The 23,601-nt window shown below is 37.6% G+C and carries 22 protein-coding genes; 7 read left to right on the top strand and 15 right to left on the bottom strand.

The features are described 5' to 3' along the window. Positions 1 to 191: 191 nt before the first annotated feature. From dsbA to GWI59_RS03900, 3 genes are read right to left on the bottom strand one after another with little or no spacing between them, the layout of a single operon-like run. A complete protein-coding gene (dsbA, locus tag GWI59_RS03910; protein ID WP_161724017.1) occupies positions 192 to 815 on the bottom strand; it encodes a thiol:disulfide interchange protein DsbA in 624 nt (207 codons plus the stop codon). A 20-nt stretch (positions 816 to 835) separates the two neighbouring features. Further along, positions 836 to 1,831 (bottom strand): serine/threonine protein kinase, encoded by a 996-nt coding sequence (locus tag GWI59_RS03905; protein WP_006534652.1) that lies wholly within the window; start codon positions 1,829 to 1,831, stop codon positions 836 to 838. 14 nt (positions 1,832 to 1,845) lie between these two features. Beyond that, positions 1,846 to 2,115, bottom strand: coding sequence for a YihD family protein (locus tag GWI59_RS03900; RefSeq protein WP_072064800.1), 270 nt, complete (start codon positions 2,113 to 2,115; stop codon positions 1,846 to 1,848). Between the two features lie 220 nt (positions 2,116 to 2,335). Here GWI59_RS03900 and mobA point away from each other — a divergent pair, with 220 nt between their 5' ends. Continuing rightward, complete coding sequence (gene mobA, locus GWI59_RS03895) at positions 2,336 to 2,944, top strand: molybdenum cofactor guanylyltransferase MobA (RefSeq protein WP_109847992.1); 609 nt, start codon at positions 2,336 to 2,338, stop codon at positions 2,942 to 2,944. Continuing rightward, positions 2,931 to 3,449 (top strand): molybdopterin-guanine dinucleotide biosynthesis protein MobB, encoded by a 519-nt coding sequence (gene mobB / locus GWI59_RS03890; protein WP_072064803.1) that lies wholly within the window; start codon positions 2,931 to 2,933, stop codon positions 3,447 to 3,449. Before mobA ends, mobB begins: the two co-directional genes overlap by 14 nt. 59 nt (positions 3,450 to 3,508) lie before the next feature. Here the strand turns inward: mobB and GWI59_RS03885 are convergent, their stop codons facing one another. Further along, positions 3,509 to 5,167, bottom strand: coding sequence for an alpha-glucosidase (locus GWI59_RS03885; RefSeq protein WP_161724015.1), 1,659 nt, complete (start codon positions 5,165 to 5,167; stop codon positions 3,509 to 3,511). A gap of 216 nt (positions 5,168 to 5,383) precedes the next feature. Between GWI59_RS03885 and GWI59_RS03880 the strand changes: the two genes are divergently transcribed. Continuing rightward, the gene (locus tag GWI59_RS03880) at positions 5,384 to 6,364 is read left to right on the top strand and encodes a LacI family DNA-binding transcriptional regulator (protein ID WP_161724013.1); all 981 of its coding nucleotides are present in this window, start codon (positions 5,384 to 5,386) and stop codon (positions 6,362 to 6,364) included. A 140-nt stretch (positions 6,365 to 6,504) separates the two neighbouring features. On the opposite strand, the gene GWI59_RS03875 is transcribed toward GWI59_RS03880, so the two are convergent. The 4 genes from GWI59_RS03875 to GWI59_RS03860 form a co-directional block, all read right to left on the bottom strand. Continuing rightward, positions 6,505 to 6,999 (bottom strand): RidA family protein, encoded by a 495-nt coding sequence (locus GWI59_RS03875; protein WP_006534642.1) that lies wholly within the window; start codon positions 6,997 to 6,999, stop codon positions 6,505 to 6,507. Positions 7,000 to 7,044: 45 nt separating this feature from the next. Next, positions 7,045 to 8,466: an NAD(P)/FAD-dependent oxidoreductase gene (locus tag GWI59_RS03870; protein WP_006534641.1), complete on the bottom strand. Its 1,422-nt coding sequence runs from the start codon at positions 8,464 to 8,466 to the stop codon at positions 7,045 to 7,047. Between the two features lie 609 nt (positions 8,467 to 9,075). Then, a complete protein-coding gene (gene gorA / locus GWI59_RS03865) occupies positions 9,076 to 10,431 on the bottom strand; it encodes a glutathione-disulfide reductase (RefSeq protein ID WP_072064809.1) in 1,356 nt (451 codons plus the stop codon). 144 nt (positions 10,432 to 10,575) lie between these two features. After that, positions 10,576 to 11,418, bottom strand: coding sequence for a 23S rRNA (adenine(2030)-N(6))-methyltransferase RlmJ (locus GWI59_RS03860; RefSeq protein ID WP_006534636.1), 843 nt, complete (start codon positions 11,416 to 11,418; stop codon positions 10,576 to 10,578). A 180-nt stretch (positions 11,419 to 11,598) separates the two neighbouring features. Here GWI59_RS03860 and GWI59_RS03855 point away from each other — a divergent pair, with 180 nt between their 5' ends. From GWI59_RS03855 to GWI59_RS03840, 4 genes are all read left to right on the top strand, one after another. Continuing rightward, the gene (locus GWI59_RS03855; protein WP_161724011.1) at positions 11,599 to 11,988 is read left to right on the top strand and encodes a DUF1090 domain-containing protein; all 390 of its coding nucleotides are present in this window, start codon (positions 11,599 to 11,601) and stop codon (positions 11,986 to 11,988) included. Positions 11,989 to 12,318: 330 nt separating this feature from the next. Next, positions 12,319 to 13,338, top strand: a complete 1,020-nt coding sequence (yhjD, locus tag GWI59_RS03850) for an inner membrane protein YhjD (RefSeq protein WP_109399095.1) — start codon at positions 12,319 to 12,321, stop codon at positions 13,336 to 13,338. 69 nt (positions 13,339 to 13,407) lie between these two features. Then, the gene (locus GWI59_RS03845) at positions 13,408 to 13,617 is read left to right on the top strand and encodes a 2-hydroxymuconate tautomerase family protein (protein ID WP_006534633.1); all 210 of its coding nucleotides are present in this window, start codon (positions 13,408 to 13,410) and stop codon (positions 13,615 to 13,617) included. Positions 13,618 to 13,697: 80 nt separating this feature from the next. After that, the gene (locus tag GWI59_RS03840; protein ID WP_109847995.1) at positions 13,698 to 14,708 is read left to right on the top strand and encodes a serine hydrolase domain-containing protein; all 1,011 of its coding nucleotides are present in this window, start codon (positions 13,698 to 13,700) and stop codon (positions 14,706 to 14,708) included. Positions 14,709 to 14,811: 103 nt separating this feature from the next. Here the strand turns inward: GWI59_RS03840 and GWI59_RS03835 are convergent, their stop codons facing one another. The 7 genes from GWI59_RS03835 to dppA all read right to left on the bottom strand — a co-directional run bounded on the left by GWI59_RS03835 (position 14,812) and on the right by dppA (position 23,403). Continuing rightward, positions 14,812 to 16,293 carry an insulinase family protein gene (locus GWI59_RS03835; protein ID WP_161724009.1) on the bottom strand — a complete coding sequence of 494 codons (1,482 nt, stop codon included), beginning with the start codon at positions 16,291 to 16,293 and terminating at the stop codon, positions 14,812 to 14,814. A 174-nt stretch (positions 16,294 to 16,467) separates the two neighbouring features. Further along, positions 16,468 to 17,178 (bottom strand): HAMP domain-containing protein, encoded by a 711-nt coding sequence (locus tag GWI59_RS03830; protein WP_109399098.1) that lies wholly within the window; start codon positions 17,176 to 17,178, stop codon positions 16,468 to 16,470. 529 nt (positions 17,179 to 17,707) lie between these two features. Beyond that, positions 17,708 to 18,709 carry a dipeptide ABC transporter ATP-binding subunit DppF gene (dppF, locus tag GWI59_RS03825; protein WP_072064816.1) on the bottom strand — a complete coding sequence of 334 codons (1,002 nt, stop codon included), beginning with the start codon at positions 18,707 to 18,709 and terminating at the stop codon, positions 17,708 to 17,710. Then, positions 18,702 to 19,685 (bottom strand): dipeptide ABC transporter ATP-binding protein, encoded by a 984-nt coding sequence (dppD, locus tag GWI59_RS03820; RefSeq protein WP_072064818.1) that lies wholly within the window; start codon positions 19,683 to 19,685, stop codon positions 18,702 to 18,704. The genes dppF and dppD overlap by 8 nt, the downstream gene beginning before the upstream one ends. A gap of 12 nt (positions 19,686 to 19,697) precedes the next feature. Further along, entirely contained in the window at positions 19,698 to 20,600 is a 903-nt protein-coding gene (dppC, locus tag GWI59_RS03815) for a dipeptide ABC transporter permease DppC (protein WP_006534626.1), read from the bottom strand. Between the two features lie 10 nt (positions 20,601 to 20,610). Continuing rightward, on the bottom strand, positions 20,611 to 21,630 hold the full coding sequence (dppB, locus tag GWI59_RS03810; protein WP_072064823.1) for a dipeptide ABC transporter permease DppB: 1,020 nt from the start codon (positions 21,628 to 21,630) through the stop codon (positions 20,611 to 20,613). A 165-nt stretch (positions 21,631 to 21,795) separates the two neighbouring features. Next, on the bottom strand, positions 21,796 to 23,403 hold the full coding sequence (dppA, locus tag GWI59_RS03805; protein WP_161724007.1) for a dipeptide ABC transporter periplasmic-binding protein DppA: 1,608 nt from the start codon (positions 23,401 to 23,403) through the stop codon (positions 21,796 to 21,798). Positions 23,404 to 23,601 lie beyond the last annotated feature (198 nt).

Below are 23,601 nucleotides of genomic sequence, written 5' to 3'. Positions count from 1 at the left end.
AAAAATCAATCACTTAGCAAATTCATTAAGATATTATAAATTAATATCTGTATTTTTTATTAATGTGGATAGTTATATTATGACAAAATTATGAAAGTAAAAAAATAGCACTCCTATTTCTTGAGTGCTATTTTTCATATAAGAACCTATATACTTTTACTTAGTCTACATAGGAAAAAATTAAGCCTATATTATTTTTTCAGCAATAACTGATTCACAATATCAGAATATGTCTTTGCATACTCTTCTGGTGATTTTGCGCTAATACCATCATTTTTCATTTTATATTTACCACCAATTATCATGGCAGGCACACCATTGATTTGAAAATCCGCAACAGCATTTTGTTGTTGGCTAACTAAAGAGTTCACCACAAAGCTATTCATTGCCGCATCATAATCTTCGCCTTTAACGCCGGCCTTAATAAAAGCATTACGGATATCATCAACAGAACGAATAGATTGAGTTTCTTGAATACCTTTAAATAAAACAGGAGAAACTTGATCTTCAACACCTAAGGCCATTGCCACAGCCCAAGAACGTGTTAAGTCCTTACCCAAAGGCCCTAAAAAATCAACGTGATAGCGGACAACATTGGTATTTTCTGGCACATTCTTTTCAACAGTACTATTGACTTTATACACTTCAGAAAATTGATAACAATGTGGGCAATAAAAAGAGAAAAACTCAACAACATCCGGCGCAGCCGCAACAGGTTTAGAAAGGTTAGTGTACTGTTTTCCTTCAGATATATCAGTAGCAGAAACACTGAATGCTAACACCATACTTGCTAACGCCAGCCAAATTTTTTTCATTTCTCATCGTCTCCTAAAAATTAATACATTGGACTAAGTTGTAAAGGAGGCTCATTTAGTTGCTCCACTTGTCCCTTGAATAAGGCTAATTGTTTAAACCAAAAATCTTGTTCTTGAAACCAAACAAAAGCACGAGGAAAAGCAGGATCATTCCAACGTTTTAATACCCACGCGAGATAATGCACCATTCTCATTGCTCTTAATGGTTCAATCAATGACAATTCACGTAAATCAAAATCTTGATATTCATAATAAGACTCAAGGATCGTATCTAATTGTATAACCTGCTCTTGCCGTGAGCCGTTTAATAACATCCAAAAGTCTTGTACTGCAGGTCCCATTCGGGAATCATCAAAATCAACCATTACAACTTCATCACGCCACAATATATTACCAGGATGGCAATCACCATGTAGCCGTAACATTTGCCATGCAGAGTCCTCTATTCTAGGACGCACATCATGAATAAGTTTATCTATAACCTCTATAAATTGAGGTTTCAGGTTATTAGGAATTAACGCACTACTTTCAAATTCTAATTTTGGCGCTATCAGATATTCTGCAATAGAAACTGTCGGTCGATATTCATAACTCTTTTTTCGGCCTATTTGATGAATACACCCTAATGTGCGTCCAACTTCTTCTAACTGAAATAAATTATCAGTTTCATAGGCTCTTCCCCCTATACTAGGAAAGATTGCAAAATAAAAGCCACCATCAGAAAGATGAACCGTCTCACTATTAATCATTAAAGGAGCAGCAACAGATATCTCAGCCTCCTTTAATGCTAAAACAAACTCATGTTCTTCTTTTATTTGTTCATACGACCAGCGTTGAGGACGATAAAATTTCACCACATAACGTTGTCGATGCTCATCCATAAATTGAAAAACACGATTTTCATAGCTATTTAATTCTGTTAACCCTGACTCAGGATAAAAACCAATTTTAACTAACGCGTCCCAAATGTTGTCAGGTGACAGGCCCTGAAAATTAAATGAGGCAGACATTTCCATTTTCTATCCTGAATTTAATCTTTAATCACACCACGAGCACGTAAAATAGCGGTTTTAAAATCTTCTTCGTAATCTTTTTTTAGTCCTGGTATCACTTCTGTCGGTGCTGAACCACGCATTTTCAGATGGTAAATCAAAATATCATCAGTCAGATCAGATAATTGACCTTTAAAACCCGCTTCATCAGCCAGTTTCTGCAATAATTGAACTAAGTTTAAATCAGAATTTTCTTCCCAAACTGGGTGCAGTAATTCCATAACTTCATTAAGACGGTGACATTTCATACAAAAAATCCTTATTATTAATTACAACAACAAAGTACCAATTATTATCCGATAGAAAAAGGAAACCTCTGTCAATATGCGTAAATATTACGCTTTTTTGATAAAAATTGCTGTCGCTTTACATGAAATCTCATTATGTCGATATTTTTTATTAGTATATCGTCTTTACTTGATAAAAATCGTTCGGAAATTTTAGCCAATTTATTCACAAATATTGAATATGAAAATGAAGAATATTACAGGTGGTATACTTGCGGGTGGTCAAGCAACACGAATGGGTGGCGCTGATAAAGGACTTCAAATTCTACATGGACAGCCTTTATACCGCCATATAGCCCAAAAACTAGCACCTCAAGTTGATAATATACTGATTAGTGCTAACCGCAATTTAGAACAATATCGCCAAAGCCAATATCCTGTTATTACAGATGAAATAGAAGGATTTTCAGGGCCTTTAGCTGGCATGCTCACATTATTAAAGCAAGCCCCAACACCTTGGGTTGCCTTTGTGCCTTGCGATGTTCCCTATTTCCCTCTTAATTTAGTTGAAAAACTCTATGAACAAAGAGGCGAAGCATTAGCCGTTTATGTTGATGATGGTGAAAGAGAACATCCTACCTTAGCACTACTAAATCGTCGTATTATTCCTATGCTAGAAGCTTATTTAGCACAAGGCGATCGAAAATTAATGTTGTTTATGAAGCAAATAAATGCACATCCTGTTTTATTCGCGGATCAAGCAAATGCTTTTATTAATTTAAATACCCCTGACGATATTGAAAAAGCCAATAAATTAAAAAATAGGAATGAAAAATATGGCGCAAGTTGATCTACCCCTTTTAGGGATCACGGCATGGAGTGGAACCGGTAAAACGACATTACTAAAACAACTTATTCCACAATTACGCAAAAGAGAAATTCGCGTAGGCATGATCAAACACACTCATCATGATATGGATGTGGATAAGCCTGGCAAAGACAGCTACGAGCTTAGAAAAGCAGGTGCAGATCAGACATTAGTCGCAAGCCAACAACGTTGGGCATTAATGACAGAAACCCCAGAACTACCAGAATTAGATTTGTATTACCTCGCATCTCGTTTTGATACAAGTAAACTAGATTTAATCTTAGTCGAAGGATTTAAAGGCGAAACCATTCCTAAAATTGCACTTTATCGCCACATCAACGAGCGTGATTTTAATGAATTACTCGATGAGCATGTTATTGCCATCGCCAGTGATTGTGATTTAAGTGTGGACTTTCCACTACTAGATATCAACGCACCCGAAGCTATTGCAGAATTTATTGCAGATTGGCTGAAACAAATGAAATAAAAATGGCCAATAATAAAGCGCCCAATAAAGGCGCTTTATTTTCAATCAAATAGAAGAAATTAAGCAAAAATAATCGCTTGATAAGGCTGAAGGATAAGGTCGCCGTGCGCATTTTTCACTATTGGGCTGTTATGCAAATAGATATCCTTAGCTTTAATGGTTAGTGCCTTTTCTTCACCACTAAAATTACAATAAATATTGATTGAATTACCTTCATAAGTACGCTTAAAAGCAATCACATTTTCTGGTGAATCTAATGGCAAAAATTCACCATAAATCAAAATATCACTGATCTCTGAATGCCGTCTTAATGCAATCAATTGCTGGTAATAAGCGAAAAGAGAGTGATTATCTTGCGTTTCTTTCTGTGCATTAATATCGACATAGTTAGGATTAACTTTTAACCATGGTTTACCTGTACTAAAACCACTATTTACTTCACTATTCCATTGGAAAGGTGTTCTTGAATTATCACGGCTACGGTCATTAAAGTATTCAATGATTTGCTTATCGCTGTAACCTAATTTCTTACCCCACTCATGTAATTTAAACACATGTAAATCATCATGTTCTTCTAATGTCATCAGGCAATTTGTCATGCCAATCTCTTGCCCTTGATAAATAAAAGGCGTGCCCCGTTGCGTTAATAAAAATGTTGCTAACATTTTGGCACTAATGGGATTAATAGCACCTTTAGGGAGAAATTTATTTAATGAACGAGGTTGATCGTGATTTTCTAAATAAGGCGCTCCCCACCCTACTCTTTGAGTATCTAATTGGCTTTTGATAAATACAGGTTTTAATCTTTCACCTGTAATTGGGTTAATTGTAAATGGCTTTTCATTGCGGATATCTAAATCGGCAATGCTAAAATCAAATACCATAGAGAAATAACCATCTTCGCCGACATAAGCACGTAAATCTTTTTCTGGCACATCAATTTCTGCAACGGTCATACTGTTCACAGGCTTAAAAGTTTTCTCGGCTAATTCAGTTAAGAATTTATCAATACCTGGTTGATTTAAAACCCAAGGCACTAAAGATGCAGTACCATCATCCTTATCAGGTTCAAATTGATATTCAGATAAGGCTTCAGGGGATTTTTTTAAATTACCAATCGCATCAATGCGAAATCCTGCAACCCCTTTTTTGATCCAGACATTTATCATGTCGATAATATCTTTACGTAATTGTGGGTTTTCCCAATTTAAGTCCGGTTGTTCCGGACCAAATGAATTAAAGTACCAACGATTAGTTTTTCCAACACGACTCCAAACAGAGCAATCAAAATAAGTGCGTAAATTATTAGGAGGAGTCGGCTTATCCCATTGTTTAAAAATATAATAATCGTTATATGGGCTATTAGGATCTTCAATTGCCGATTTAAACCATGGGTGCTCATCAGAAGTGTGATTTAATACTAAATCTAATAAAATTTTAATATCACGTTTTTTAGCTTCACTAATCAGTTTATCTAACGCGTTATTATCGCCAAAGATAGGATCGACAACAGAATAATCAGCAATATCATAACCATTGTCTTTCATTGGCGATTTAAAAATGGGGCATAACCAAATAACATTTGTACCGAGTGACTGAATATAATCTAACTTCTCTGTGATCCCTGCTAAATCCCCAACACCATCCCCATTACTATCATAATAACTCTTGGGATAAATTTGATAGACCACTGCTTCTTTCCACCAAGTTTTAGACATATTCACCTCACCAAGGTAATTAGTATATATGGAACTGTTCCATAGTTAATATAAGATACTATAAGCACTAAAAAGGAGGGTAAGGTAATTAACATACTAAAATGTGAAATAGCTCATACTAAAAAAACACAATTACCTCAATAAAAATGGGTTTGTAATAATCATATTAAGATATATTAGGACATCAACGAATTGAAAGGAGCAACAGCATATTCAATGGCCGGGATCCGTGATGTCGCAAAAAAAGCAAATGTCGCAGCAAGTACTGTTTCCAGAGCATTAAATAACAGTGGTTATGTGTCTCAAGCTGCACGAGAAAAAATAAAAAAAGCGGTAGAGGAATTAGATTATATTCCTGATACTTGGCTAAGAAATTTATATCAACAAAAAAGTGCAGTTGTTGGTGTCATTATTAATAGCCTTGAATACCCTTATTTTGCGACAGTAACCCGTTTTATTGAAAATAAACTCGCTGAAAATGGCTATAGCATGATGTTATGTGCAACCCAAAATAGCAAAGTACGTGAGCGTATATTTTTTGATATGCTTAAACGTGGTCAGATCGACGGTATTATTGCAGAATATCTGTTATTGGATGATAGTAAATATCAGCATATTCAAAGACCTGTAGTCACACTAGATCGCCATCTTCGTGATATTCCATTAGTTTGTTCTGATCACCACACGGGGGGTCGATTAGCAGCAGAACACCTTATTCAAAAAGGTTGCAAGAAAATCCTCTATATTGAAGATAACTCAAGTTATTTATCATCAACCCCTTCATATCAAAGCTGTTTAGCCTTTAAAGAAACGCTTATTCAGGCAGGTATTAACCCCATTCCTTGCAAAGTAAATTGGAAAGAAGAAGAGAAAGACTATTTTCACTCTTTCGCAACAAAAATACTTTCTTTGCATACAGATATCGATGCTATTTTTGCTGCTGATATTCCTGCCATGGCATTGTTTAATGAAGCTACAAGGCGAAATATTACCATTCCAGAGCAACTAAAAATTGTTGCTTACGATGGTAGCCCTTGGTTAAATCAAACACTGCGCCAGTTAACCTGTATTGAACAACCCTTTGAAAAACTAGCTGAAAAAAGCGTAGAAGTGATTAGTACATTAATTGAGAATAAAGAAATAACAGATAACGTTTCTGTTATTCCAGTGAAGTTTATTCAAGGTGAAAGTAGTTAGAGCCCCTGTAAAAAATACTTAATTTACCCCTTATAGTTTAAAGGCTATAAATCAAATAAAAAAACGCCAAAGAAAGTTACCCTTCTCTAGCGTTTTAGTGGATTGTGTTTTACGTCGAAACTGAATAAAAGCTATCGTTCTTATTTTGCAGGACGAACCGCAATCACTTCAATTTCTACACGCCATGCTGGATTCGCCAGTTTAGCGATTTGGAAAGTTGAGCGTGCTGGCAGTTGGTCAGTTTTCGAAGCATCAAAGTACTTAGAATAACCATCCATAAAACCTTTAAAGTCCATCTCACCTTTAGTTTCTTCACCACCAACTAGGAAGACTTGCATTTTAACAACGTCTTTCATGTCTAGGCCAAGTTCATTTAAGTGAGTTTTAATTTGTTCTAATACACTGATAGTTTGTTCTTCAGTGTTACCATAAGACGCTAATACGCCTTCTGGTGCATCTGCTGATTTCTTAGCGGGTACTTTACCGCTTAAGAATACAAGGTTGTTACCTGCACTCACTTCAACAGATTCTGAAATAGGCATACCGTTTAATTTATGGTGCACAACACCCTCCGCATTCGCGCTTGCTACACCAAAGATAAAAGGCAGGGCAACAAGTAAACTTTTATAACGCATGAAAACTCCTTAACATGTTTAATTTACAGTAAAACAAGGGGTTATTTACTTCTTAAAGCGATCCATACTAAATGGTGTTGGATCAATAACTGGTTTTTTGCCCGTTACGATATCAGCAGTAACTTCACCTGCTGCTGGGCCTTCGGTCATACCCCATACTGTCGCCGTATTAATGACAAGACCAGGGTATTCTTTAACCTCAGAGATAATTGGTAATTCATCAAATGTTGGGCTAACAACAGCACCCCAACGCTCCACAACTTGTGATTTTTCAAATACTGGGAATTCAGCTTTCATTCTTTGGAATACCGCATCTAAGTGCTCAGTATTTTGTGTTGCTGTTGCAATACGATATTGTTCAAACGGTGTTTTTTCATCTAATTTCCAAGATGTTGGCATCTTGAATGAATTAAACAAGTCTTCACCGATAGAGAATTCTAATGGCAGCTCACCACCACCTAATAGGTGCATGAACTTAGGCCCTAATAAGAAGCTATCTTTCACAATAGAACTGGTGAAAATACGCGGTGCGACAGCATAAGTACCGTCGGCTTGTTCACGGAAGTGAATACCATTCGGTAAATGCACGTTACCACGAGGTGCGCCAGGAACACCTGATACACGTTGTTGTGATAAGTAAACATTCAGCGTTGGAATATCAATGCCCATGTTACCCATAAATAAACGTGACCAAATACCACCAGCAAGAACAACGTGAGATGTTCTAATTGCGCCTTTTTCTGTTACAACATCAGAAATTTTACCACCGGCAGTTTCAATGCCTCTTACCGCGCAGTTAGTATAGATTTTTACGCCAATTTGTTTAGCGTAGCGTGCTAATGCAGGTGTTCCTGTTTCGGGATCAACAGAACCTGAGTCTTCTTCAAAAGCAGCAACTGTCCATGGTGTTTGAGCACCAACAAGACGGTTTGATAACTCTTCACCTTTAATAATGCGAGTATTTAATGGTGTATCAAATCCCGCAGTTTCTTTTGCTGTTTTGATCCACGCTTGAGCTTTATCAAATGCTTTTTCATCAGCAAGCGCTTCTACACGACCTTGTGTACGATAACTAGTATCAGCACCAATTTTCTCGTTCATTCCGCGCCATAAGATTTTCCCGTAATGGTGCAATGGGAAAATTTCTGGTGATGTTTGATAACTAATAATTTGGCTGTATGCACGGCCAGATTGTTCACCGCCAATCTCGCCCTTTTCTAAAATAGTGACACTCATGCCACGTTCTGCAAGGTTGATAGCAGTCATGATACCTTGAATACCACCACCAATAATCACTGCATCAGACTCTTTAGGCAGCGCACCCTCTGTACCTTCGACAAATGATGCTCTAGATTTAGCTTCAACGAATTTGCCATCACGGCGCACCATTGGAACTAATGCAGCACCACCGGCCAAAACCCCCGCAGCACCAACACCTAAAAGCAGCTTTCTCCTTGAAATTTTCATCTTCTACCTCAGTAATGGATTTACCATTTATATTTATAATGTCATTCATTTATTGCCTTAAAATTGAATAATACCATAGTTTATTATATTGTTAATAATTATAATTATTTGTTAACCATTTCTTAGAATAACAATATCCATAGATACAATATGGTTACTTCAATCGTTTTTTTTCATAGAAATTCATCACTCAATGAAATGACAATGAGAACTTTATCTTTATTACATATTGATAAATAATGAGATAATAAGAATGGAATAAGTTTTAAATAGAAAAAGTAATTGTTTAAATAATTAACATTTTGATACAAATAACAAGGAGGGTCTGTAAAAAATTATTTACAAAACAAGCAAAATCGGTAGCACAATTGCATAAATAAAAAGATGATCCTAATCCTGTAATAACCTTATTTTCACAAAATAAGTAAATTCACTTAATAACTGGTTTATTGGTCAGTAAGTAGACGAATATGCTTTTGGGAAAATGCATAGAAAGAGGAGGTTTGAGTTCGAAATAAAGCTAGGTTAAGTCAAAATTTTCAATAAAAAAGCCAGAGCGTTAAACTCTAGCTTTTGCATATTAATATCAAAGTAAGCCGTATTACGTGCTTATCTCATCGTAACAAATTCTTCTGCCGCTGTAGGGTGGATTGCCACAGTATCATCAAAGTCTTTTTTCGTTGCTCCCATTTTCAGAGCCACAGCAAAACCTTGTAGCATTTCATCCATACCAAACCCAATACCATGAATACCAACAATTTTTTCATCGGCACCAACACAAACTAACTTCATACGGCATGGTTGACGATGACGAGTCACGGCACTATACATTGCGGTGAAAGACGATTTATACACTTTAACTTGATCTGCACCATATTGCTCAATCGCTTGAGGCTCTGTTAAACCAACAGTACCAATAGCAGGATGGCTAAATACAACGGTTGGAATATTTGAATAGTCTAAATGTTCGTTAGGTTTGTTGTTAAATAAACGCTCGGATAACCGACGCCCTGCGGCAACAGCAACTGGCGTTAATTCAACCGCACCAGTATTATCGCCAACCGCATAAATTCCTTTTACATTGGTGTTTTGGAATTTATCGACTTTGATATAACCTTTTTCATTTAACTCAACACCCGTTACTGCCAGATTCAAATTATCTGTTGCAGGTTCACGACCAATCGCCCAGATTAAGGTATCAACAATCTGTTCTGTACCATTTTCCAGTTGTAGCGTTAAACTTCCGTCGGCATTTTTAATCACAGCTTTAGGAATGGCATGTGTGTGTAACTTAGGCCCTTCGGTTTCCATCACTTCTAACAGTGTTTCAACAATTAATGGGTCAAAATTACGCAGTGGCGCATGTTTACGCACAAATAAATGAGTTTCACTACCTAAAGCATTTAACACACCAGCAAGTTCAACAGCGATATAACCAGCACCAACAACAGCAACACGTTTTGGTAAAGCTTTTAATTCAAAGAAACCATCAGAATTAATACCATATTCAGCACCTGGAATATTAGGCTGAACAGGACGACCACCTGTTGCAATTAGAATATTATCCGCTGTGATCTTTTCACCATTAACTTCAATAGTATTGGCATCAACAAAACGAGCAAAACCTTGGATAACATCAACTTTGTTATTACCTAAGACACGGTCATAAGATTGATGAATTCGGTCAATATAAGCAGAACGGCTACTGATGAGTGTATCCCAATCAAAACGGTTCACCGTAGTGTCAAAACCATAATCAGGGCCATATTGATGAATAGCTTCAGCAATTTGCGCCGCATGCCACATCACTTTTTTAGGTACACAGCCCACGTTAACACAAGTGCCACCTAATGCTTTCGCTTCAATTAATGCACATTTTTGTCCATACATTGCTGCTCTATTAATTGACGCGATACCGCCACTACCGCCACCGATGGCGATGTAATCGTAATGTTTGCTCGTCATTTATCTGATCCATTTATCTGTAGAAAAATAGGTAACTCACAGTCTAAGCCTTTCATATCATGATATCTATTATGACAAAATTTAAAACATAGCTCGTCAGATTTTAGCTTTTACAGTAATAGACAAAAACAATAATAAAGATACTTATTCTGGTACAACCCACTCAACTAATGTATGTCCAATACCCTCAGGAACTAAGGTTTTATGTAACCAAGGAAGTATTGATTTCATTTGTGATTCTAATTTCCAAGGTGGATTAATCACAATCATGCCTGATGCCGTCATCCCGAGTTGATCACTATCGGGTTTCACTGCTAATTCAATTTGTAAAATTTTACGGATCCCTGTTGCTTCAAGCTCTTTTAACATGCGTTTGATTTGCTGACGATGAACCACGGGATACCAAATCGCATAAGTTCCCGTCGCAAATCGCTTATGACCTTCAACAATACCTTTAACAACGGCAGAATAGTCTTGTTTAAGTTCATAAGGTGGATCAATTAATGCGAATCCACGCCGACTTGGCGGAGGTAACTTAGATTTTAATTGGCCAAAACCATCTTCACGAGAAACTCTAGCTCGCTCATCACGAGAAAATTCTGTGCGTAATAAAGGAAAATCTGTTGGATGTAATTCTGTTAGCATTAAAGAATCTTGTTCTCTTAGCAATTTACCCGCTAACAGAGGTGATCCCGGATAATAACGCAGTTCCCCATTTGCGTTTAATTCTCCAACCGCTTCAAGGTAAGGCAAAATAAGCTCTGGCACTTCTTCTTGCTGCCATAAACGCGCAATCCCTTCTAAATATTCACCGGTGCGAGTCGCATGAGCATTGGTTAATTGATAACGTCCAGCGCCAGCATGAGTATCAAGATAAAGGAAAGGTTTCTCTTTCTCTTTTAAAGACTCAATGATCAGTGTTTGAACAATATGTTTTAAAACATCGGCGTGGTTGCCAGCATGGAAACTATGGCGATAGCTCAGCATTCTTTATCTTCCGTTAGAAATAAGTATAGCTTAGTAATTAATTTACTCTGAAATAGTGATTGAACTCAGTGTATCAGAAAAAGCCGAACTTCTTCATTGAAAGCGAAAGAAACGTTGTGTCTTAGTACCCAACCGTTATGATAAGTCCATATTTCACTTAAGTTTAAATAGGATATTAAAATGAAAAAAGTACTCTTTACCACAATTGCATTAACACTCTCCATTAGCAGTGCGTATGCCAACAGCTCAATAAATGGCTGCGAGATTAAAAAACAAAATATCCAAAAACAGATGGAATATGCGAAAGCACACGGTAATCAATACCGTATCCAAGGCTTAGAGCGAGCATTACAAAATGTTGAGCGCTATTGCACACCAGAAAGAGTGGTTGAAAACACGCGCCTTGAATTACGTGAAAAACAACTTGATATCAAAGAGCGCGAGCTCGAATTAAAAGAAGCACAACTTAAGGGTGATGCAGATAAAATTGCTAAACAAGAAAGAAAGCTAGCTGAAGAAAAAGCAGAATTAAAAGCTATTGAAGAAGAATTAAATCTACTGACAAAGTAGTTATCATCAGTAATTAATGCCTACTCCTTATTTGACTGTGAAACACAGAATAAAACAATAAGTGAGTAGCCATTCTCTTATTAAACCAAACTTAATATCAGAATTGCTGTATTGGTTTTTTATCTTTTATTAAGTACAAGATTACCGACACCTTTTGGCAGAGCATCATCTACACTTAAGCCAGAACAAACAAATAGATCGCTTAAAATAGTGGCTAATGATAAGAAGCATAAGGTGTGTAATAGAAATTAAGCTATGCTATTTTTGAGTAGAAATTATAGTAATGCCACTAATTTATTAAAAATGGACTGATCTAATTAAAGAGGATATATGTCAGAAGAGCAACAACCCAAAACAGAGAACGAAAAAACTCAACTGACTCAGCCACTCAAGAAAGGGCTGGAAAAAGGATTACATGGTGGAAAAAAAGCCATCGGTATTGGGATAAAAATTAGTCATTTCATTACCAATATTCCTTTTATTGCACATCTTATTCGTGCCGCAGAGCGCTTTACTGACAGAATGGGAAATCAGTTTGGTGCTGCTATCACTTATTTCTCATTTTTATCATTAATCCCTGTATTAATGCTTTCCTTTGCCTGTGCCGGTTTTGTTTTAGCCTCAAATCCCGATTTGCTCGCTAAATTAATCACAGGTGTCGCAAATAGCATTGACGATCCAACACTTGCATCTACGGTCCAACAAAGTATTGATACCGCAGTTCGCCAGCGTACAACCGTTGGTTTAACCGGTTTAGCGATTGCTCTTTATTCTGGTGTTAATTGGGTGGGTAATTTACGCCAAGCTATTTTGGCGCAATCACGCCCCGTATGGGAAAGAAACAAAGAAGAGCAAGAGAAAATCTATTTCCGCTATTTTCGTGACTTTTTAGCGCTAATTGGCTTACTTTTTGCGTTAATTTTCACTATTACACTCACATCTGTAGCGGGTTCGGCCCAAAGAATGATTGTTCATATATTGGGATTAGACGGTATTGAATGGCTAACGCCAGTATGGACAACAATAGGTTTAACTATTTCCATTACTGCAAACTATTTACTATTTTTATGGATATTGTGGATCTTACCTCGCCATCAACCCAAACGAATTTCGCTTATGAAAGGCACGCTTATCGCTGCCATTGGTTTTGAAATTTTAAAATCCGTTATGACATGGATGCTACCAAGAATAGCAAGCTCACCTTCAGGTGCTGCATTTGGTTCAGTGATAGGTTTGATGGCTTTCTTCTACTTTTTTGCCCGATTAACACTCTTTTGTGCCGCTTGGATCGCCACTGATGGCCCAAATATGCGCAAAGAACAGTTGGTTGAAACGCAATCAACATCTTAACTTTATGATAAAACTATATGGTTAATTCCCTACATTAACCGCCTATAAATAACGTAATAAGGAAAAACAATGCCATACGTTAATATTAAAATTACACGCGAAGGTGCAACCGCTGAGCAAAAAGAGCAACTCATTGCGGGAGCAACACAACTTTTGGTTGATGTCTTAGGCAAAAATCCAGCAACTACCGTTGTAGTAATTGATGAAGTTGAAACAGATAACTGGGGAATAGGCGGTAAAACAGTAACAGAATTACGAGCAGCAACAAAAAGTAAATAAAAAATTTCTGCAATATAAATAAAGGGTGTCAAGTACACCCTTTTTGCTGATTTATTTTCCTGACAGATAAGGAAGTAACTATGGTTAAATCAATGACTGATGCTTTTCATGCTTTACCTTCAGCAAGCGCTATCTATATTACAGGTGCAGGCATTCAATACCCTTTTGGTATGGCTCACGGATTTGCTGACGAAAGTACCCAGAAAAAATTAACTGTAGATACCCCATTTCGCATCGCTAGTAATACGAAAACCTTTCTCGCCGCTGCTTTTTTACGTTTATGGGAGCAGGATGCTTTATCCCTTGATGATGATATAACTAAATATTTAAGTGCGAATTATCAACAGACATTATTAGAGCTAGGCTATGATCTTAAAACCATTACACTACGCCATTTATTAAGCCATAGCAGTGGATTACTCGACCATGCAAATGAAGCTTACTTTGAAGAAGTGATTAAAGATCCCTCTCATAAATGGACACGAGAAGAGCAAATAGCACACTATGCTCAACAAGGCTTTCCCATTATTCCAGCCGGAAAACGCTTCATTTATTCAGATACTGGATACATTTTGTTAGGTGACATCCTTTCTAAGTTTATGAGAAAAAATATGGCCACCGCCGTTCGTGAATTATTGCATTTTCAAGACTTAGATTTACCACAAACGTGGTGGGAGGGTTTAGAACAACAACCTAAGCATCCTAAAGTACGAGCTAGACAATTTGCAGGTGAACATGAAGGTACTCATATTGATGCATCAATGGATGCTTTTGGCGGTGGCGGGCTTGTGATGACAACCCTTGAGTTAGCTAAATTTACAGCTGATCTCTTCGAAGATAGAGTTTACTTGCATCCATCAACCTTAAAAGAGATGAAATGGCAAGGTTCACATACAGGTGCGACAAATTATCGTTTAGGTCTAATGGCCGAAGAAACTGACCTAGGCACACTTTACTATCACCTTGGTTATTGGGGCTCAGCAGCTTACTACTTACCTGAAAAAAAGATTGCTATTGCAGGTTTTATAACTCAAAGAAATAACCGTGAAGATTTGATTACCATTATTAAAGAAGCATTTAAACGCCTTTAATATCAAAAAAACAAAAAGCCAAAAATGTATCAATAACACTTTTAGCTTTTTGTTTATTTTATCGCGGATATTTTTTCAATATCTGTCTATTTCTGTTCTATTACTATTTCGCTGTTGTTACCACTGACGTTGTTACAGCAGGTGCAGGTGTATTTGCCGTTTCTGGATGAACTTGCTTTTCAAATTGAATACGTAATTCACCTAAATTTACGGTTGGCGTTTCACCACTTTGTGTTAATACAAAAGTAATATCTTCAGATAGAATTCTTGAAAGTTCCTGATTTAATGTCTCTTTTGTTAAACCCGCTAAAAATGCTTGGCGTAAACGTTGATATTGTTCAGGTGGAATATCAATAATATTGCTTTGTTGTGATAACAGACGCTGATTAATTAAAATCGCTGTGCTGGTTTTTGCATAACGTGCAAACAACTGAGTTAACTGCAGCTGTTTCTCTTGTTGCAACTCTTGGTATAACTCATCGCTGATGCCTTGATTACGCAAGCGACCCAATTCTTCTCCCACCCATGATGCTAATGCAGGAATATGCGCTGTGATAGTATCAAGATTTAAAGAACAACTTGCACGTTGATATTGTACTCGGCAATCAATGTTAATCTGAGTGCTGTCTTTTTCCTTACGTTGTTCAAGGCTACGACCTAAATGCACAAAAATCACTTCACGAGCTAAATCACTTAACCAATATTTGTTTAACGTGTCAGAGTCTTTTACTGGCGACCAGTCTAAATCCCAAATTAAAGCAATTTGGTCTTTTACACGCATAGGCTCTTGCACATATAACGTTTCAGGTTTCATATCGGCAAGGACAGGTACTGGAACGGGTGTTACACGCTTTCCTGATAGCGATGAAAAGGCTTGATTAATACTTTCAGTCAATAATCGATTATCAACATTACCTGCAACATAAAGCGTCATCATATCCGGGGTATACCAACGCTGCTGATAATCTGACAACTCTTTAGTATTTACAGATTGATTAACAGGTTTTCCCGGATTGCGGCCTTTTAAATTAGAGCCTTCAAGACGTGAACGCCAGATAGGATCTTCAATGTTAAGAGGAAACGTTGCAATCGGAAGTGGCGATTGAACTGCGTTACGAACCGCATCTTCAGTATATTGTGCGGGTTTAGCAATACCTGCTAACAATGCAAAAGCATCCTTTAACAGCTCAGGCTGGTTGTTCGGTAAACTTAAATTATAAACAGTAAAATCATATGAAACGATCATTGGAGGCAACGGATAGTCAGGATCTAACGCATTTTTCCATAAATTATCGCGTTTTTCTGGTGTTAAACCTGTATTTTCCAAAACGTTGAGTTTGGACACTAAGGATGAAAAACCCGTTTCACTGCTTTTTTCTGACAAAGATCCCGTATTAACTAATAAACGGATCTGTATTCTATCATTTGGGCGTTGCGGTGTTTGTAAGATTTGCCACTGAAAGCCATTTGCTAGTCGCCCTTCTTGCCAAGCAGGATCAGGCTGTAAAGCCTCCGCTTGAACTTGGCAAACAACAGCGCCAAACATAACGCTTCCCAATAAAATTCGTGTCATTACACCCTGCATGTGAACCTCTATTGTATTAATCCTTGGTATTAAACCACTTATGAGGTTTAACAATAAGTGCCAAAAGACATGTTAGATGTTGGATATCTATTTTTTGTATTATCATTCTTTATCACCACAGAAACATGAAATAAAATCACTATAGTGATTAGACTCATTATGGCGTAAGAAGGTTCAGACCTTCGGCAATTTTTGATCAGATTTTTGATGATTATATCCTTTAACCAGCAAACCAATCTCATCATCACAATGTGATTTTGGACAAGATAACGCTGAAACTTGGCTATCTTTATTGAGAGTGACGGCAATTTGGCGTAACGGTTTTACAACAATACGATTAATACACCAACTAATAGCAACCGTTAGAATAAGCCCCATCAACAGATATGTTGTTAGCATTAATGCAACAGTATTACTGGTAAAACGATAAAAACGATTTGTGTCAGCCTGTAAAATGAGATGACCACCATAGGACTTATCATCTGTTGAAGTAATACCTAAAGGCTGTAAAGGAATAACAGCTTCAACGGGAATACCAAAAAGCCAACTTGAGAATTCAGAGACTTCTTTCTTAGGTGCAAAATCTAAATTCATCACTTGCACATTTTCAGGTTGCATAACAATCGCTTTACCCAAAATACCCGTCGCTTTTAGTGCAACTATTTGTTGTTTAGCATCATTCAAATCTGATCGTAACAATGCATCAGCGAGTGGTTGCTGAATACTGACACCGGCATTAAAAAGCTGATTTTGATAATCTTCGCGGCGTTGATCAATCAAATAAACAAGTTGAATACTGATAAAAATAGCAATAGTCACCAACGTAACGCCCGCAACAGCGGCCATCTGTTTTATTGTTAATGAATGTTTAAGATGAGGTTTCATCGTTGCTATTTCCGGTAACCATGCTTGAACAAAGGGGATTATACTGTATTTTTTCGATTATGTATCACTCTCAATAAAGAAAATAACATTATAAAAAGCGCTTATCCATTAAAATGGAAGTAGATAAATATATAATAATTATTATTTGAGTATAGTTATAAGATAAAAATAGTAAAATAAAAATAAAACCTTACTCTCTTCTTATTACTTACAACTAATCTACTTTATTTTAATAAAAAGATACAATTCACTAAAAAATACCAAAGTATATAAAATTAAACTCTGAAAACCCCTTATTTTAAAGTTAGAATACAATACTAAGCGTAATGTACTTCTTAATAAAAAACATTATTTCCCTTTAATATCATTGAGGTTTACATTTTAAAAGCTCACATAAATATAATATTTTATATTTATAAGATTATTATTAGATTATTTAGTTAAAATTTATTAAACATTATTAATGAAAAAAATAAGAACAATATAAATAAGTATATTGTTCTTATTTAATGAGATAAATTTATTTTATTTAAACTATCACGCTATCTTGCTCCACCGCAAAACAAGCAATAAGTTGGCCATTATAATCTTTTAAAGTTGGCTGTAATTGACTGCATGGCCCAAATGCACGACGGCAACGAGCTGCAAAAGCACAACCTGGTGGTGGATTTAACGGGCTTGGTAATTCTCCCGTTAATTTAATACGCTCTCGTCTTAATTCAGGCGTCAATCTTGGGGTTGCTGATAACAATGCCTGCGTATAAGGATGTTGCGGATTTTCAAAAATTTGAGCTTTTGTTCCTTTTTCAACACAACGTCCTAAATACATTACAATAACTTCATCTGCAATATGCTCAACAACCGACAGATCATGAGAAATAAAAACATAAGAAAGTCCCATATCTTGTTGCAGATCCATCATCAAATTCAGTACTTGAGCACGAACTGATACATCCAGTGCAGAAACAGGCTCATCCGCTACCACAATGTCTGGATCAAGCATCAAACCACGAGCAATAGCAATACGCTGACGTTGACCACCAGAAAACATATGTGGGTATCGACTATAATGCTCTGTCTTTAATCCCACTTTAGCCATCATTGATAATACTTTCTCTTTACGTTCAGAGGCATTCAATGTTGTATTGATCAATAAAGGCTCTTCTAAAATTTGCCCTACTTTTTTACGCGGGTTTAATGATCCATAAGGATTTTGAAATACAATTTGGATCTTTTGGCGGCGCAATTTCTCTGCTGATTTATCTTTGATCAACAGATTTTGCCCACGGTAAGAAAGCTCTCCTGAAGTAGGAATTTCAATCATGGTTAATAATCGACCTAATGTCGATTTTCCACAACCTGATTCACCAACAACCGCCAATGTTTTACCGCGCTCTAATTCAAAAGAGACACCATCAAGCGCTTTCACTGTTCTCTCTTTTGAAAACAGCCCGCCTTTTACGCTGTAATACTTGGCTAAATTGACCGCCTTTAATAAGGGAGTAGTGACATTTGGATTAACTTCAACCATGAGTAGGTCTCCCTGTATTATCTAACGGTGTATGGCATTTCACGCGATGTGTTCCCAATTCTCTTAAAGCAGGTTCAGTTTTATAGCATTCATCATGAGCATAAGGACAACGTGGATTGAGTAAACAACCTGTTGGTCGATCATAGCGTCCCGGTACAACGCCCGATAACGATGCTAATCGCGCTTTATTACTCGCGAACTCCGGAAGTGCTCTTAATAATGCTTGTGTATAAGGATGGCGAGGCGCTTTAAAAATTTCTGATGCTTTTCCGGATTCCACCACTTGCCCCGCATACATCACAATAATGGTGTCGGCAGCTTCTGCCACTAATGCTAGATCATGGGTGATCAACACTAACGCCATATTTTCTTGTTTTTGTAAATCAAGCAAAAGCTCTATAATTTGAGCCTGAATAGTCACATCCAGTGCCGTAGTCGGTTCATCAGCAATCAATAATTTAGGGCGACAAGCGATTGCCATTGCGATCATAACACGCTGACTCATTCCCCCCGAAAGCTGGTGTGGATAGATATCTAAGCGAGAAGCTGGATCAGGAATACCCACCAGCGTTAAGAGGTCGATAGCACGCTGCTTACGTGTTTTACGACTTCCTCCCTGATGTACTTTTAACGCCTCCATAATTTGATAGCCAACCGTAAAGCAAGGATTCAAGCTTGTCATCGGATCTTGGAAAATCATCGCAACATCAGCACCAACTAAATTGCGTCGCTCTGATTCAGAAATTTTCATCAGATCTCTACCATCAAAATAGAGCTCTTGTGCACTCACTCGCCCAGGGAAATCAATAAGCCCCATAATCGCTAATGAGCTGACTGATTTACCTGAACCTGATTCCCCTACAATACCGACCACTTGCCCTTCTTCAACTTGATAGCTAATTCGGTCTACCGCTTTAAACGGAGTATCTTCATCACCAAAGTGAACAGATAGTTGATTAATATTTAGTAATGCCATGTTCTTACTCCGTTACTGCTTTAATTTCGGATCAAGCGCATCTCGTAAACCATCACCCATTAAGTTAAAGGCTAATACGGTAAACAAAATCGCCAAACCAGGAAACGTCACAACCCACCATGCACTTTGTGTAAACTGCAACACATCAGATAACATGGTTCCCCATTCAGGTGTTGGTGGCTGTGCGCCCATGCCTAAAAAGCCCAATGCCGCCATATCTAAGATTGCATTAGAAAAACCGAGAGAGGCTTGAACAATTAAAGGTGCAAGGCAGTTAGGTAAGATATTGATAAACATTTGACGCAGTGAACCTGCACCAGCAACGCGAGACGCAATAACATAGTCACGGTTTACTTCAATCAAAACAGCAGCTCGTGTTAATCGGACATAATGCGGTAAGGCGACAAAAGTTAATGCAATAGACGCATTAACAATAGAAGGCCCAAAAATGGCTACCAACACTAATGCTAATAATAAACTGGGTAATGCCAGCATAATATCGACCACTCGCATAATGCCGATATCCACAAGTCCACCGAAATAACCCGCCACCAGTCCTAGAATAATTCCTAAAATAAGTGATAGTACGACAACGATACAGCCAACTAATAACGAAAGGCGAGCACCAAACATTAAGCGAGAAAGAATATCCCTGCCAACATCATCAGTACCTAGAATAAATTGCCAACTTCCCCCTTCTTGCCAAACAGGAGGCGCTAATAAGAAATCACGAAATTGCTCATTCGGTGCATGAGGTGCAAGAAAGCCTGCAAATAGCGCAATCAGCAACATAATCACGATATAAATTAATCCAACAACTGCGCCCTTATTTTGTTTAAAATAGTGCCAAAATTCTTGGAAGGGTGTCATGGGAGCCGGTGCATTGATGACCGGTGTAACTTTATTTTCAGTCATTATGCATTCCTTATTTTTTATGGCGAATACGTGGATTCACAATGCCATAAAGAACATCAACCAACAGATTGACAAAAATAATCATCGTTGCAATTAACAGCACACCACCTTGAACTACGGGGTAATCTCGTCGTTGTAAGGCATCAATTAACCAGCGCCCTAATCCCGGCCATGAGAAGATGGTTTCTGTTAAGATTGCGCCAGCCAGCATTGTCCCAACTTGTAATCCAATTACAGTGACAACAGGTAACATCGCATTGCGTAGTGCGTGGATAAGAATAACGCGAGCACGACTTAAGCCTTTTGCTCTAGCAGTACGAATATAATCTTCACCTAATACTTCAAGCATTGAAGAACGTGTCATACGCACTATCACAGCTAAAGGAATGGTTCCTAATACAATGGCAGGTAAAATAATGTGATGGATAGCATCAATAAAATCCCCTTCTTCACCCCAAATAAAGGTATCAATTAGCATAAATCCGGTAAGAGGATTACTGTCATCTAAAAAGACACTATCAGCGAGGCGGCCAGAAACAGGGGTTAAGTCTAATTTTACAGACACTAACATGATTAACATGATCCCCCACCAGAAGATGGGCATAGAATAACCGGCTAATGACACACTAATCGCAGTATGATCAAAAATAGAGCCACGTTTCACCGCAGCTAAAACACCTACGGGAATACCGACTGAAACCGCGAAGATCATGGCACAAACGCCAAGTTCTAAAGTGGCTTTAAAACGTGGTAAAAATTCATCCCAGACGGGAATGCGGCTTTTTAACGAAATACCCAAATCACCATGAAAAATACCATTTAGGTAATTGAGGTATTGTTGCCATAACGGCTTATCCAAGCCTAATTCTGCCATTAAATAAGCATGTCGTTCTGGAGAAAGTCCACGCTCACCCGCCATAATCATGACCGGATCACCGGGAATAAGATGAACGAAAATAAACGTCAGTAATGTAATTCCGATAAACGTAGGGATCACAAGTCCCAAACGTTGAAGGATAAATTGCAGCATATCCTAATTCTCTTTTCAAACATCAGCTAAAAGATAGCGCTGATAAATCAGAGGAAAGTCCTCTGCGCTCACAGTGTACTGAATGTATTCGTTATTATTGAATAGCGGTGTCTTTCATCAAGAAAGACACCGTACTTAAAGCAACCCAACAATTAGGTATTGCTCTTATTTAAGAGAGACATTCTCGAAGTGATGTTTGCCTAATGGATCAACCACGTAGTTTTCTACTTTTTTACTCACTGGTTCATAAACAGTCGAGTGAGCAATAATTAGAGCAGGTGCTTGATCATGCATCACAACTTGAGCTTGTTTGTAGAGTTCAACACGTTTGTCGTGATCGGCGGTGATCCGTGCTGGTTGGATCAGATCTTCAAATGGCTTATAGCACCATTTTGAATAGTTCGAACCTTGCTCTTTTGCTGCACAACTAAATAGCGTAGCGAAGAAGTTATCTGGATCCCCGTTATCGCCTGTCCAACCCATCATAACCGCTTGGTGTTCACCGGATTTAGCACGTTTGAGATATTCACCCCACTCGTAACTTACTATTTTGGTTTTAACGCCAATTTTTTCCCAATCCGCTTGTACCATTTCAGCCATACGACGTGCATTTGGATTATAAGGACGTTGTACTGGCATTGCCCATAAATCGATGGTAAAGCCATCAGCAAGGCCCGCTTCTTTTAGCAGTGCTTTAGCTTTTTCAGGATTATATTCATAATCGACGATATCATCGTTATAACCCCACATTGTTGGTGGAATAAGATTTTTCGCTTTCTGGCCAGCACCTTGATAAACCGCTTCAATAATGGCGTCTTTATTCACAGCCATACTTAATGCTTGGCGAACTTTTTGGTTATCCAGTGGTTTTTTCTCGACGTTAAACGAGATATAACCCACATTTAAACCGGGTTGTTCTAACAAATTGATATCGCTATTTTGTTTCATCTTCTCAATATCAGCAGGATTTGGGAAAGGCATTACCTGACACTCACCTTTTTGCAGTTTTGCATATCGTACAGAGGCATCAGGTGTAATAGAGAAGACTAAACGGTCAATATCTGGTTTTTTACCCCAATATTGGTCATTGGCTTTATAAAGAATACGAGAATCTTTTTGATATTGCTGTAATTGAAAAGGCCCTGTACCGATAGGCTCGAGATCTACTTTCTCAGGTGTACCTGCTTTCATCATATTATCCGCATATTCAGCAGATAATATGGATGCAAAGTCCATCGCCATATCAGCAATAAAAGGGGCTTCTGAACGAGTTAGAACAAAACGAACGGTATGATCATCAACTTTCTCGATCTTCTCGATCATGTTGTTCATATCCATTCCTGAGAAGTATTCATAACTTCCGCCAGAAACTTTATGGTAAGGATGTTTTGGGTCCATTTGACGCATAAACGTGTACATCACGTCATCCGCATTAAATTCACGGGTAGGCTTAAAGGTCTTACTACTATGCCAATTCACCCCTTTACGCAAATGGAAGGTATACACTTTTCCATCATCGCTCACATCCCAGCTTTCAGCTAAGCCCGGAATAATTTCTGTTGTACCCAGTTTAAATTCAACTAAACGGTTATAAATAGGCACTGAACTTGCGTCATAGGTTGTTCCAGAGGTAAATAACTGAGGGTTAAATCCTTCAGGTGAACCTTCAGAGCAATACACCAATGTTTTGGCCTGTACACCCGCAGAAACAGCGAATGCAAGCAATCCAATTGTGGCGGTCAAAATTCCTGTCTGTTTTTTGGAGCTTTTCATCATTACTCTCCGAAATTGTTCTGTTGTGTTTTGGTTTCCTATTTAAAAACGGAATACCTTTTTATTTTGTCATTGTTCAATTAACCAACTGTATTCCCTTACGTCAATAAGGCATTAGAAGGTAAAAAGAACTCTTTATAAACACAAATGAAACAAATATCGAACAAACTCAGAATAAAAAAATAAGTATCTGGCTAA

Source organism: Proteus sp. G2673 (assembly GCF_009915125.1).
Lineage (GTDB): Bacteria > Pseudomonadota > Gammaproteobacteria > Enterobacterales > Enterobacteriaceae > Proteus > Proteus penneri.
This window is presented reverse-complemented; position numbering and strand designations above follow the sequence as displayed.